This window comes from Candidatus Schekmanbacteria bacterium, assembly GCA_003695725.1.
GTDB lineage: Bacteria > Schekmanbacteria > GWA2-38-11 > GWA2-38-11 > J061 > J061.
In genome coordinates this window covers 1-14959 of sequence record RFHX01000193.1, presented here as the reverse complement: position 1 = coordinate 14959, position 14959 = coordinate 1, and the positions used below count along the sequence as shown (strand labels likewise).

General features: G+C 36.2%; 11 protein-coding genes. All 11 read right to left on the bottom strand.

The window, feature by feature from the left end:
- Positions 1 to 1889: hypothetical protein (locus tag D6734_07690; GenBank protein RMF94484.1), on the bottom strand; the 1889-nt coding region annotated here is incomplete at its 3' end.
- Between the two features lie 85 nt (positions 1890 to 1974).
- Positions 1975 to 2469: a class I SAM-dependent methyltransferase gene (locus D6734_07685; GenBank protein RMF94483.1), complete on the bottom strand. Its 495-nt coding sequence runs from the start codon at positions 2467 to 2469 to the stop codon at positions 1975 to 1977.
- Between the two features lies 1 nt (position 2470).
- Positions 2471 to 3949 carry a radical SAM protein gene (locus D6734_07680; protein ID RMF94482.1) on the bottom strand — a complete coding sequence of 493 codons (1479 nt, stop codon included), beginning with the start codon at positions 3947 to 3949 and terminating at the stop codon, positions 2471 to 2473.
- A 3-nt stretch (positions 3950 to 3952) separates the two neighbouring features.
- On the bottom strand, positions 3953 to 5455 hold the full coding sequence (locus D6734_07675; GenBank protein RMF94481.1) for a radical SAM protein: 1503 nt from the start codon (positions 5453 to 5455) through the stop codon (positions 3953 to 3955).
- 24 nt (positions 5456 to 5479) lie between these two features.
- Positions 5480 to 6154 carry a class I SAM-dependent methyltransferase gene (locus D6734_07670; GenBank protein RMF94480.1) on the bottom strand — a complete coding sequence of 225 codons (675 nt, stop codon included), beginning with the start codon at positions 6152 to 6154 and terminating at the stop codon, positions 5480 to 5482.
- A gap of 21 nt (positions 6155 to 6175) precedes the next feature.
- A complete protein-coding gene (locus D6734_07665) occupies positions 6176 to 7159 on the bottom strand; it encodes an NAD(P)-dependent oxidoreductase (GenBank protein ID RMF94479.1) in 984 nt (327 codons plus the stop codon).
- A gap of 124 nt (positions 7160 to 7283) precedes the next feature.
- Positions 7284 to 8363, bottom strand: coding sequence for a radical SAM protein (locus D6734_07660; GenBank protein RMF94478.1), 1080 nt, complete (start codon positions 8361 to 8363; stop codon positions 7284 to 7286).
- 10 nt (positions 8364 to 8373) lie between these two features.
- On the bottom strand, positions 8374 to 9099 hold the full coding sequence (locus D6734_07655) for a glycosyltransferase family 2 protein (GenBank protein ID RMF94477.1): 726 nt from the start codon (positions 9097 to 9099) through the stop codon (positions 8374 to 8376).
- 361 nt (positions 9100 to 9460) lie between these two features.
- Positions 9461 to 9958: a hypothetical protein gene (locus tag D6734_07650; protein RMF94476.1), complete on the bottom strand. Its 498-nt coding sequence runs from the start codon at positions 9956 to 9958 to the stop codon at positions 9461 to 9463.
- A gap of 342 nt (positions 9959 to 10300) precedes the next feature.
- Complete coding sequence (locus D6734_07645) at positions 10301 to 13981, bottom strand: hypothetical protein (GenBank protein ID RMF94475.1); 3681 nt, start codon at positions 13979 to 13981, stop codon at positions 10301 to 10303.
- A gap of 419 nt (positions 13982 to 14400) precedes the next feature.
- The gene (locus tag D6734_07640) at positions 14401 to 14892 is read right to left on the bottom strand and encodes a hypothetical protein (GenBank protein ID RMF94474.1); all 492 of its coding nucleotides are present in this window, start codon (positions 14890 to 14892) and stop codon (positions 14401 to 14403) included.
- Positions 14893 to 14959: the final 67 nt, after the last annotated feature.

The window sequence follows — 14959 nt, the reverse complement described above, 5'->3', positions numbered from 1 at the left end:
GTGAGAGGTATCTTGTATAATGCAAATGATTTGTTTTCATAGAGCTTTTCAAAAGGAAGTGTCTGTCCTTTCCTCTTGTCAGCCACAAAAAAGTCTGCACCATATTTATAGCCAGCTTCTATGATTCTCTGCGCCGATAAAGAGGCGTATTGTTTTCTCTCGAGCTGAAAACTTTCATCAAAGAATGTTCTTCCATCTAACCCAATATCTGCCATTCTTCTTGCCCATCCCTCAGCAAATTCACTACCCAAATATACGGAAAATCCACCCTCCACCCAATCTCCAAAGCTTGCACGCTTTGAATAGAATCTAAAATCAGGATAAGCAAGATAGGGCGGCACTATAAAAAGTGCATCTATTGGCGTATTGTCTCTCACATAAAACTGAATTCTTTCCCAATCGCCTTCTCTTCCGTCCATATATCCTTTTAAAGGGAAATAAACTCCACCTCTCAATAAAATTACCGCTGAAAAAACAGCTATCAAATTTAAAATAGCAACTGCCACCTGCCTATTTGAAGGAAGATTCTTTATAAAATCCCATGAAAACAAAAGAGCTGAACCAAGAGCAAGAAGCAAAACAAACAATCTCCTTGCCCCTATATCAAAATATTTTCCTTCGAAGGCAGGAATTAGAGTTTCACCCAAAATTATAAATGAAAAAATTATGATGAAGATTGAAGAAGCTTTCCTAAATTTTTCAGAGACATTGAAATCTCCTACTGTTATTGAAAGGAGCATAAAAAAAGGAAGCATCCAAAAAGGTGTTTCATAATAACAACGAGGGTCGTTAAATTGTGTCGTTACATAACCGCCAAAGACCAAAAGAGTAGAAATAGAGGCAAATTTTGAAATGAGCGAATCGCTCCAAGTAAGATAGATGAAATTTGCAAAAATTGGGATACTCAAAATAAAGAAAATCCATGTGCTTCGCCATACTTGTATCTGAGTAAACAATTGCGTGGGGACAACCTCAACAAAAAATGTCCCAACAGCACAGAATATGCCAAGCCCCGCAAGTACAGATGCTACGTTTTTTTTATGTTCTTTGTTGGGATAAACTCTAAAAGCCACAAAAAAGCAGAGGAAATAAACAAGAAAATTTCTGATTATCTCAAAGCCCCATTTACTTGGAAGAATATGTATCCATATAGTCCATCTAACAATTCGAAACCATTCCGGCGTTGCTTTAAACTCTCCACTAAATTGCACTGCATGATTTATAGCAGGAATAGCAGGAATCAGAAAAGCAATAATTAAGTAAACAAACTCTTTAATCGTGCATCTTTTCTCATATACTGCCAATAATAATGGTATCGATAGGGCAACAAGTACATACATATCGAATAAGAGATGAAAATTTGTCATAACACCAAGTAGGAAATACGCCAAAATCCTCTTTCCTTTGAAAAAAAGGGTAAGAATGAGAAGAAAAAAGGGAAGTGAAAAAGCGCTGTGGTGGACAAAAAAATAGTAAACCTGCGGTGCTCCTGCTACCCATTGCCTTATTCCCATTGAAAACATCAAAACTGATGCATAACCTATAATTTTTTTCCCTGTCAATTCATATGCCAGATAGAAAAGGAAAAAACACATCAATGTAAGCGAAAAAATGTGGACTAAGAAGAAAAGGATTGAAAGGTCGATGTAAAACGATAATCTTTTTATGACTTCATAAAACCAGCTAATCTGCACCTTGTCCACAGTGTTGACAAAAAAATCATTCTTAAAAAGCTCAGGATTTGACTGTTTTCTAAGCCATGAGGTAAGAATGTTGTAATCGAATCTATAGCCATTCAAAAAAAGAGAGTTTACTGTTAAAGCCAAGAGTAGAAGATATGACTTTATAGTTATCCTTTCAGAAGCCAACAAAAAAACCCTTTCTTCCAATTATTCTGCCTGCAATCAGAAGGAATTTTTAAAATTTTAACTGATTATATAAAGAGAATAACAGAAATTTCAAAAAACTTTCTACTTAGACCTTCTCTTCATTCCTCAATGCACCACATTGGCACAATCCAAATAAAACCTTTTTTTCAACAAGCTTCATTGGTATATCTTCAAGATAAAGCAGGTTTGAGTGCGGAGAAGTCCTTTTCTGCGATATTGAAAGGCATTCCAATATTTTGCACACAAAATCAAAATGAGGCACCGGTGTTGTAACTAATAATAGGCCACCGGGTTTGAGAATATGTTTGATTTCGTCTATACAGTCAACATGCTCTATCATCTCAAAGGCAATAGCCGTATCATATGAAGATTCCTTGAATGGGTAATGCTTGATATCGCCCACTATATCAGCAGGCGGCGTGCTGTCAAATGCGGTACAGTTGAACCCCTGCGACCGCAAATACTTTGTAAGCCACATTGAACCGCACCCCAAATCTATAATGCGGTCCTCTTTTCTTAAATAGGGTTTGATAAAATTAACTTTCAACCTGTTGGCAAAGGATAATTCTTCTTCCTTCATTTTATACTATTCTTCTTTTAAATTTTGAAATTAGAGCCATTCTGAAAAGAGAAATAAACTCCTTCATCTTCTCTCTTCCAAAGTGCGCATATGTAAAAGGCGCTGTCAGAAAAAAGACGATTTCGCTCAATTTAATAAGCCGCTTGCGTATTAGAAATTTAACTAAGGGAGCAAGAAAGGGAAATTTAACATATAGAGGTGCTATACTTTTAAGAACCTGAGCAAGGTCTGCATACTTTGATTTGATGAGCGGCTTCTTGTGAAAAGAACCTTCTCCATTCTTAACCTTTTCCAAAGTTTCTTCGTCAAGCAGTCCCTTTTCTACACAATAGTTGAAAGATTCTGTATTAGGAAAAGGGTAATAGATATATGTATAAAGGTAGTCTGCTTTAATCTTCTTCATTATTTCTACAGTTTCAAACATCTGCTCTTCTGTCTCATCAGGAAGGCAAAAGATTGCAGATGTAGTAATTTTGATTCCATATTCTTTCAAAAGCTTGGCATTAGAGATAATGTCTTCATCTTTTATTTTTCTGTTCATAATATTATTTCGAATGTATGTGCTTCCTGAATCAATGCCGTAAAATACAGATGTGCAGTTTGCATCAGCTAGTGCCTTAGCAATCTCCCGATTGAGAGTGCCCGGCCTTACATGGCAATAGATAGGCAAATCCGATATTTTTCGATATTTTTCACTAAATTCCTTGATCCATTCGGTATTGATCGTAAAAAGGTCATCCATTGAATAGAGTGATTTCACTTTATACTTTTCAAGGCAGGGTTTTATTTCACTCAAAATATTATCTACACTTCTTTTTCGCACATACTTGCCGAGCCCCTTGTATTTTTTCTGCAGAAAGTGGTGACAGCAATAGCTGCAGGAAAAAGGACAACCTCTACCTGAAATAAAGTACAATGTGCCCGTAAAACATCCATACTTGTAGAAAAGCTCTCTATCTGCAAAAGGAAGTGAATCCAAGTCTTGTATGAGGGGACGTACATCATTTTTAATTATTGTCCCATTTTTTCTAAACCAAAAGTTTTTGGTATCATAGTAACCTTCTTCTTTTTGCATTTTTCTTAAAAGTTCAGGAAATGCCTCATCTGCTTCACCGATACAGAGGATATCAAAATTTCCATTTTCCATTACATAATCAGGTAGGATAGTTGGATGAATACCACCAATTACAATAGGAATATCGAAATGTTCTTTTATTTTCCTCGCTTTCTCGCAGGCAAAGGAATAGAGATTCGTAAGGCAGCTAAAACCTATCAAATCCGGTTTGAAAGATTTTATCTTCTCAAGATACCATTTATCACCGCTGAGTTTTTTCAATACACCAACATCGATAAAACCAAGAAAGTTATCGAGGCCCGGGTCAAAAGCTAACTCAACTTCATGGCCATCCTTTTTTAGCGCTGATGAAAGATATTCAATGCCAAGAAGCTCCTGTCCTACAGCAAAAAAAAGGACTCTCATCTATCAGTCTTTGCCTCCTGCTATTTTTTTTATAGGCGTCAGACGAAGCCAATAGGATAGAAATCTGAAAAAAACTCTCAACATTTCTCTTCGCTTTAGTTTGCCAAGAGTCCCATAGGAAAAGGGAGTTAAAAACAAATTGACAATTTTTCCAGCGGTGCAGGATTTCATCTTTAAAATATAATCAAAAATAGATCTTAATTTTTTAAATCTCATATAAGCAGGAAGGACATTTTTCAATAGCAATGCTGTATCCTTGTATTTGCTCTTAATAAGAGGTTCGCCATATAAAGAGCCACCGCCATCTTTGATTAATGCAACAGTCTCTTCATCAAGATACCCATTTTCATAAGCATAATCGAAAAGCTCAGTCCCATAGAAAGGATAATAAATCGTGGCATAAGCATAGTCGCTGTCTATCTCTTTTATCATATTGAATGTTTCATACATCTGCTCAGGCGTTTCACCGGGTAAACAAAACATCGATGAGCAGGAAAGCTTTATTCCTGATTTTTTGACGAGCTTTGCTTGTTCGATAATAACATCGTTTGGAATTTTTCTTTTCAAAACCGTTGTCCGCATTTCTTCATTGCCACAATCAACACCAAAAAAAACTCCGACACATCCCGCATCAGCAAGGTCATTCAAGATTTCCTCAGTCAATGTGCCGGGCCTTACATGGCAATAAAAGGGGATACCAATATGTTTTTTATATTCTCTGCAGAAATCCTTTGTCCAGTTATGGTCAAAGGCAAAGGTGTCATCTTCTGAATGGATATGCTCGGCAGGATACTTTTTTACTGCTTCGATCAATTCTTCTATCACATTATCGACACTTCTCAGGCGTACATACTTTCCTAGACCTCTGTATATATTCTGAAAGGAATGTTGACAGCAATAGGTGCAGTTGAAGGGACATCCCCGTCCTGCTATAAAGTAAAGATTACCGGAAAAACAGTTGTATCTATAGAATATTTCTCTGTCAGGAAAAGGCAAGGAATCCAGGTCTTCAAGCAAGGGGCGAATCGGATTTTTTACTATTCCATTTTCTTTTTTTATCCAAAGATTTTTTACATCATCATAACTTTTTCCTGATTCAATCCTTTCTGCAAGCTCTACAAGAGGCTCCTCTCCTTCCCCGAGACAAACAATATCTACATTCTTATCGGAAAGTACATAATCAGGAGCAATTGTGGGATGGCCGCCTCCTACAATTACAGGAATCTGTCCCACGCTTTTGACAAGGGCAGCTGCTTTCCTGACAAAAGGAAACATATTCAAAGGACAGGAAAGCGCAACAAGGTCAGGGCTAAATCGTGCAATCTCCTTCTTAAATACATTATCAGGATTAATCTTTCTTAAAATGGAGACATCCCAAAACCCCATATTGTCATCCAAACCGGGGTCAAAAAGAAGCTCAACCTTATGGCCTTCCTTTTTCAATGCCGATGAAAGATACTCAATTGCAAGTGTTTCCTGTCCTTTTGAAATAAATAGAACTTTCATAATTCAAATAATTAAATATTTTTTTTAATCTCCTTTTTCTGCAACGATTACCATCTGCTTCCCAAAGATATAATGCAAAAAAGGCATCTTTAAATAAAGTTTCACCAAAAAAGCGCTTTGAGGCCATTTCGATTTGGTGCTGTAAGGTAAAAACTTTGGCTGAATATACTTTATCTTGAATCCCATAAATCTTAAAATCTCCTCCATACTTTTGTGACTCAATGGAATTATATGGTCAAAGAAATCCCAATACACTTTATATGAATAGCGGATATTTGGTTGAAGAATTATCAATTTCCCTGAAGGTTTAAGGATTCTCTTAACCTCAATCAAAGTCCTTTTCATCTCTTCTCTGTCTCTCATATGCTCCCAAAAATTGCTTGTAAAAACTACATCGGCAAAATTGTCTTCTATTTGCGCCACAGTTGTTGCCGGCGAAATTATAACTTCTACATCGTCGTTGGCATATTTTTTAGGATGACGATTCAAGTCAACAGCTATTTTTTTTCTGCATTTGATGTTGTTGATAAATTCACAATAGCCTGCGCCAAGGTCAACAACAGTATCTGCTCTATTTATAAATTTGCTGAAAAAATCATCGCACAATACCTTCCACAATTCTTTTCTCTTTTCTATCTCCTGTGCCGTAAAAAGGCAGTCGAATATACTGTTTTTCTCATTCAACTCCTTATGGTTCATTGGTTGATTTATCCTATTGTTTTAATTGAATTTTTGTTTTTTGTACCAATCTATCGTTTCAATTAATCCTTCTCTAAAGGATATTTTGGATTTATATCCTGTTGTCTTCTCAAATTCAACTGAATCACAGACAAGATAATCAGAAAAAAGCGTTTGAATTTTTACAGGAATAATAACCCTGCCTATATAGGAAGTAAAAATTTTTTCAAAGACAGAAGCTATTTTTTTTAAAAATTCACCTTTTTTTCTTTTCTTTCCCATTATATGCATAATTTCAGATGAAATATCTAATATTTTCAATCGCTCTTCAGTACAAAAGAAGATGGTTTTATTCTCCAACTCTTTAGATTCAGCGGCAATAAGACAGGCATCAGCAACAGACTCCACATAAGCCAAACTAACACTGCCCGGAAATGGAAAATGATAAATGCTACTGCCTTTTTCGATACCTCTTATAAGTTTTAACAAAAAATAATTCAAATTGCTTTCCGGACCATAAACTGGCGGAAGCCGAAGGATGGTATAGGGAATGCCGCTTTTTTCAATAATTTTTTCTGCTTCAAGCTTTGTTTTTCCATAGAATGTCCTTGGATTTGGTACAGATTTACTTGATAAAGGTAATGAAAAATCATCTTTTAAACTTCTGTCAACTGCCCAAATGGAGCTTAAATAAATAATTCTCTTTACACATTGACTTTTAAGGGCTTCCTCGATAATATTTTTAGTCCCATCGACATTGACTTTCAAAAGTTCATTTCTATCCTTTGTCAAGGATTTTGCCGCAAGATGAAAAACAATATCACAACCATTAATTTTACCTTCTATGTCTTCTTTTACTGAAATATCTCCCTCATAAAAAAACACTTTTTCATTTGAAAATTTTCTCTTGATTTTGTCCATATCCCTTACAGGGCATACAATATTTGAATATTTACTTCTTTGTATAATCAGATTTAATAAATGATTCCCTATAAATCCTGCCGCACCTGTAAGAAAAACTTTCATTCAACACCTTGAAGTCATTTCATTTTTTGAAATTTTCAGATTTTTCAAGAACCTATCTTCTTTCAGAAGATTTTAAATGTGCTATATACCATCGAAAATGGATCTTTTGTAAATATCCCAACCATTATTGTTTCAACATTTCTTTGAAGATGTGAGGATAGTTATTAAAATTAAAAATCAAACTTGCATGGACAGCACACTCAAAGGTGCAGCTGCATTGCGTTTCCTTTATCTTCTTTATTACTCTTTTTGCCTTGTCGGTATTGAGAATCCTATCCATTTGATAATCATTGTCCCTTAAATTCCCCAAGACTTCATCCAAAATTTCACAAGGCAATACTTCACCATCTGATTTAATGATAATCAATCTTTTTCCAGCTAGGCATCGAATAGGCCATTTTTCGCCTTTAAGATTCTTATAGACAATGTCTGTATTTATTTTAAAGATAGTCTTGAAAAAATCCGGAATAAATCTGCTTTTTCTCTTTTCTGCCTCCTCACGCTTGTAAAGGTAGCCAATGACATCTGCATATTCATCAGCAGTTATTTCCTTTGTTTCCGGATTTCTGGCATCGCCCCTCACTACTACAACTGCATGTTTGTCAATTTCAGTAAATTCCTCTTTAACAATATCGATTGTTTCCTTCATTATTTCCTTATTCAAAGCTGAAAAGACTGAGCTTACTTCTATGCCAAAATTTTCGTATTTCTCCTTCAGTGGCAAAAGGTGTCGGTATGTCTCCTTTGCTTTTTCATAATTGCCGACAACCCCTCTAATCCTGTCATGTCTTTCACCTATGGCATCAAGAGATATGCCTAAACGAAGATAGTTTAAATGACACTTTTTCAAAATGCTTTCTATTTTTTCTGCAACCTTTTCAGGTAGCAGTGCATTTGTAGGAATTGTTATATGTTGGACAGAATTGTTTTTACTGAAAAGAAAGCATATCTCATCGATATCATCACGCAAAAAAGGCTCTCCGCCGCCAATAGTCAATTGTAAAAGTGGTCCATAATTTTCAGAAATTTTCTCTATTTCATCTAATGAAAGGTCATTTCTTCCTTTCTCTTCATCAAGAATTTTCCAATTGAAACAGGTGAGACATCTTGAATTGCACCTCGATGTAATCTGAAAAATCAAGTAGAGCGGATTTTTACTGAAAAGGTAATTGCTTCCTATATGAAACCAATTAAAAAGAGGCATAAATTGGTGGTCAACCCTTCTTTAATGAAAAGAGACTTTTAATTCTATACTTTATAATAAGTGAAATCATCTTAAGCCCCAAGAAAAAAGCAACAACTTTATCACCTGTTACTGACGATTTTCCAACACGGGGAGCATATTTTACAGGTATCTCCATAAAACTTATTTTATTTATTATTACAAGACACATCAATTCTGGACCAAAGTGCGAGCCTCCTATTGTAAATTGGTCCTTTATCTTTTCATAAGCATTTCTTGAAAGAAGTCGCATCGTACATCCTACATCTGTCAAAGCGCTTGTAAGAAAGAGAACTTCCATCATTTTCGCCACAGCCCAATTGCCGAGTCTCAGGAAAAATCCCATATTTGCTCCTTCAAGAATCATTTTTGAAGTCGTCCTCGTCCCAAAAACGACATCAAAATCCTCAGAATAAGCAAGCAGTTTGATTATGTCATGGGCAATAAATGTCCCATCAGGTTCGCAAATAACTAAAAGGTCTCCTTTGGCTTCGGCAAGTCCTCGTTGGGTAGCATATCCATAGCCCTGTTTTTTTTCAAAGATTTGTCTGGCTTGTGTTTTATTTACTTCTTCTTCTGTTCCCTCAGCGGCATTATTATTGACGACAACCACCTCATCAACATAACCGGTATCAAAAAAATCATTGATAACCTGCCTTATTGAATCCTTCTCATTATAGGTAGGAAGAATTACTGAAACCGTTTTGCCTTTATACACCCAATTACTCCGCTAAATTTGTTGTTTATCCAATAAAGATTTCTTATCTCCAAATATCTTCTGCCATACCAAAATAAGCACTTGAAATTTCGGCATATCAAAAGAAAAAGATTAATTTTCCAAAAAAATAATCTTACGATTCAAAGCGTTACCAACTCTCCAATGCTTATGTCTTGCCTGTTAAATAGAATATGAAAAAATTATAGTCAAGAGGGCACTTTAAAAATTCAAGAAAAATCCATTAAAAGGATAATCAGGTTTAAAAATAAAACATACTCTTTTGATTTAAAATGGAATTTGAATGATTTTTTTATTTTTGCTTGAGAAAATGAAAATCACAAGATTTTTAAAGGTTATTCTCTTACCATTTTCCTGCCCATTCTACGGAATTGACAAAGAGCGTTGTGTAATAGGGGTCTGATAATTCAAGAGAGGAAATCAATGTTGAAAAACTAATCACTCTGCCGCTGGCGTAATTCCAGCATGCCGCTCCCGTATTTCCCGATGGGCAGTATGAGCCCCCATGGTCACTCGTATAAAATGTAGAAGCACTGCTCTTTGTTGTAAGACAGGATTCAGAACCGCCTAAATTATCCATATAAAAACTGAAGCAATAGGAAAGACCATTGTTTAGCACAGAGTCAGCTGTTGCCTGTGTATGAGTATTTGGCGTTGTAGTATTGGTGATATAGCTTCCGGCATAAGTTACTGGAATAATCGGTTCAAGACCTGAATGTGCGCCTGCTGCTCCTATACTCCATACAATCCATTCACCTGTTACCACACCTCCTCCTGCCGAAACGAAATTCACAACACTATGATACCATTGGCTTGCATTGACAGGAAAATTGCTTTCCATATAGGAGTCGTGATACTGTATATCAATCGTGCCGTCGACTGTCCAGTATCCAATAATAAGAGAGTGCCCCTATTGGCCAGCTACATCGGAATCAACAATAGACCTGTCATCCGACACAATATCTGGCGTAAACCAACAGGAGAAACTTAATTGCAGGGAATTGCTATTTACTGGCGTATATAAGAATTGAGTAAGCAAAATGATAGATGGACATAAAGTTCCATCATATTTTAAATCTCGAAGTGGGAAATGAAAAGACGATTAAATTTGAACTTCCATTTGAACTATTTACACTTTGATTAAAGCTATGAAAAACAACAAATGAGTGTGCAAAACATAGAATTAATAAGTTGTCGCACATGAATCATTGGCAGTCAATGAATAGCTGCTTTCTGAAAGTACAATATTATTTACTTCACCAAGACTCCCTTCTAAAGAACTGACACCAGAAGATATAGACGCTGTATGGTCCAAAACACTCAGATTCGTCGTCAACACATCAAAAATGCAACCATTTTTTGCATTGCCATTATTATCAAGATGAAGTACCCACGGTTCTTGTGTATCATTACCTGCTATATCGCCTGCACCAGCTACAATAAAACCTCCATCTACGGTCATTTCGACAGAATGAAAGACCTCACCCAGAATGGATAATGGAGAGAAATATTCTTTCTGCCATAATACATTCCCAGATGCATCAACCTTTATCATCCATGCAGAATTATCTCCTGCAGAAGAAAAAGAGGATGAATACCCAACGGCTACATATCCACCATCAGTTGTCTGTCTCACAGAATAAAATCTGTCAAAACCGCTTCCTCCATAACTCTTCTGCCAAGCTGTTGAGAAATCAGGATTTACTTTCATCAATAAGCCATTCCAGGAAAAGCTTTGTCCTGCAATTATGTAGCCGCCATCCAATGTCTTGTCTATTGAATATCCCCAATCATCGCTTGTAATGTTATAGGATGTTAGAGTGCTACTTCCAAAAGGTCCAAATTTGACAATCCAAACATTTCTCACTCCATTTTCAATAGCATTTCCCACAGCAACATAATTTCCACCAGAATCTTCAATTACAGAATTTAGTTCGCTCTCTGCAGTTGACAATAGATACGTGTGCCATTCAGGTATCCCATTTGAATCTACTTTTAAAGCCCACGCTAACCAGAAGGTGCTGTCATTAGCTCTTCCCACGGCAATATAGCCGCCATCTGATGTTTCACGGACGCTTTTTATTTCAGTTTGTTCGCTTCCTCCATAGACATTAGACCACTGAACATTTCCATTGGAATCCAATTTTGCCAATAATGCATTATGACTGGCTGGACCGGCTGTAGTATAGCCCCCTACGACATAACCGCCATCGGAACTTTCGATAACATCGTTCGCATAATCCCATGAAGATGAATCCAATATCTTTTGCCAATTTATCGAACCATTGGAATCGAGTTTCATTACGAATATATCACCGGCTGTAGCTGGTGAATAGCTTCTGCCAACTGCAACATATCCGCCATCTGATGTCTGACGGACTGCAGTTGCCTCGCTGTCACTTGTAGAGCCGCTGAACGATTCAGCAAAAAGCGTGCCTGTAAATACAGTCTGAGGGGGAGGTTCAGGAATAGAGCCTCCAGCTGCAATCATCAAAGGATCTGTTCCAGTACATGAGACAGGAACTGTTCCGAGAAAATTGAGACTTTCTGTACTGAAGACTTCAACTGTATCATTACAGTAATTTACCGCAAAAAGCTTATGGTCTGTTTTGCTTAAAGCTAATGTACCATAGCAATCACCTGAAGAAGGAATTTTTTTATTAAATTTAAGATCGTTTCCATTTGAAATAATATCATACACAAAAATACCACTATAATCATCGGAAAGTACAAAAAGACGGTTTACAGCTCCATCTACTACCAACCAATAAGGTGCGTCTGCATTATCTGGGTCAACATTTACAGTGTTTATATGAGCTAAAGTTGTTCCATTAAATATAAAGATCTTGTCATCATTTTGTTCTGCAACATAAATACGGTTATGATATGAGTCGTAAGCAACACCTTCAGGATCGTCAAATTTATAATAATCATTATCGTCAAGAAAGCTAAGATCTGGGTTATAACGATTCATATCTTCAGTTAGTTCATCTACTACAATGATTTTTCCATCATTCTGCACTGTTACTCCCAAAGGAGATCCTCCTGTAGCAGACCAATTTATTATTTCTCCTGAAGCAAAATCAAATATCTCAATGCCGTTGCCTCCATTAATAACAAATAATCGTTTATTTATATTATCCATTGTCATATGGTATCCATATTCATATCCACCTTCTGTAGATAATGAAATCTTTATCTCTTTGTTTTTTGAAAAATTGTTTATACTACAAATTCTTAAGGTATTAGCATCTGATACAAAAAGCTGGCCTGTTGTTGAAAAGGACCATTTATAATTTTTCTCCAATGGAATACCATTTATATCTCTAATAGTGCTAAAAATTGTAACTGTATAAACTTTTTCATATTCAAGCTCATTGTTTGGATAAAAAAGCACTGTATTCCCTTTGGTTGAAATAGTACCTGTAATTCCATTTATCATAAATGATGAAGAATCTATTGTTGAACTATCCATCTTTCTGCTGAATGTAGCTGAAATAACCGTATCTACCGGCACTCCTATAGCATCTCCAGTTGGATATACTGCTACAACCTGAGGTGGCAATGGCTTTACTATGACCTGAGCTTCTGAATATTTGGATGTATCAACAACACTTGTTGCATGCACGTTGATAGTCTTCGTTACTTCAACCTGAGGAGCCGTATAAAGTCCTGTATCATCTATTGCCCCATTAACTGCGCCTCCTTCCACTGTCCAAGAAACACCCGTATCTGACGCACCTGTAACCAAAGCAGTGAATTGAACCTTCCCACCTGACTCAACACTGGTGGAAGAAGGAGAAATAGAAACTGAAACATTTGGCACAACCTGAAAACTATATTCCGAAAATTTCCTCTCATCCTCGCGCCAAGAAGCTCTAATCGTTACAGTAATGGGGGATAATGTAGTTGTCGGCGCTGTATAAAGTCCCTTCTGGGTGATATTTCCAATGGGACCTTCGGTCGCACCGCCTACAACTGACCATTTTATTGCATCACCTTCAGGGTCGAATGCACCTATGAGCTTTGCTTCAAATTTCTGTTTGCCCCCTGCGGTAATCTTCTCAATCTGCGGTGTTATATTGGAAATCGTTATCTCTCCTTCCTTCGTCTTCAAGACAATAACAATAGGTTTTGGCTTTTTGTCAGGGAGTCTTGGTTTCACATTCTTATGGACTCCCTCATAGATTACAGCACCGTTTTCATCAATACCTTGAAGGATAACCGTATATACCCTGCCAAGAGGGACAGATGAAAATTCTATCTTTCTTTCATTTACATCTACCAACTTCTCCTCAATCACTATTTTGCCATCTTTCAATATGCCTTTTACTTTTTTTACCTCTTCAGGGATTTCTCCCTGTAGAGCGCGTTTGTTCCCCTTTGACATCCACCTTGCTTTGATATATAGGCGTCCTTTACCTGTTTTCTTTTTAACAAGAATTACAACTGCATCAGGGCTCTCCAATCCTAAATCAGGGCTGTATGCCGCAACGATAATACGATTATTACCGGTTATCTTTTTAGGCGCACGGTATTTGCCTTTTCTGTCGATTTTACCATATTTACCATTCCCACCTTCAATCCCATTTACTGACCATTTGAAGCTTCTCTTGATATCCTTTATCCTCTCTTTACTCTCTGAGGACAGATTATCCAAGCCCCTTAGTTTGATTCTAAATCTTTGCTTTTTCCCCAATTTGAGATATTTGGAAAAAGGTGATATTGATATTCTTGTAATGGAATCAGTGAGACTCGGTGAATATGTGATTTTTTTACTATGAGATAGGGCAGGAGGCATTAAAAGTAATAAAGATGAAATAAAAAAGATAGAAAACCGAAATATGTGACTAAAACGGCACATCTGACTCCTCCTTTTCAGAGTCTTTATTCGATAATTTTCATCTTTGTGAAGAATTTCACTGAGCAGGATTCATCAGCATTACTATGCATTATTTTCAAAAAACAGACAAGAAGTTTATTGAAATATTACTTAATCTTGATGTTCTACCTCCGCCGGAAAAATATCTTTCAATACCATTTTTTTTTCATTATATGACAAAAAACTTTTCCTACTGTTGAATAAAATTTTTACTACTTTCCAAATTGAGTGTCATTGAAATCTCTCTATACTCAGATTCAGGTGTTGAATCACAAGATATCAGTGTAAATGATTGGCTTTTGCAATCGAATTATCAAAAAATATGCTCAAACAATAAAGGTAACCACAATTTCCTAAAGATAGAAAAATCTTATTTTGACAGATACAATATGATGAATTCTTTATTCTCTCACGAACAAATCAAGCTCGAAATCATTGAAAGGTTTCCCCTGCTCTGCTTTTATCTCTTTTTCAATCATTGCAATATATTCTTCTTCTTCCTCTATCAGTTTAGTAAAGAGAGCTTGCACATCTTTATAGTCGGAAAAGTTTTGTGCCGACCTTTCAAGATGGTCTTTACCTCTTGTCTGATAACCAAGGGCAACATCAAGAAGGTGGAGCGTATATTGTTCAAAAGCAAGACTTTTGATATTTTCAAGGGATAGTTCTTTTATCTTTGAATCATCGAGTTTTTTATTAAATTTTTTTTCAAAAAAATCGCTCAACATTTTCATATGTCTTTTCTTCGCGTTTATTATTGCAGATATCACATCCTTCATATCATCACTTATTTCATGCTTCAGACACTTCGAATATAACTCGATTACCCTTATCTCATTAGCTAAAGCCGTTATAAGAGATTCAGCAAGGCCGTTTAATAAAATGTTTGCCATTTATCCACCTCCTCTCCAAAGTTAAGAAAATGAAGTTGATAAATACAACACATCCTTAACTTTAATT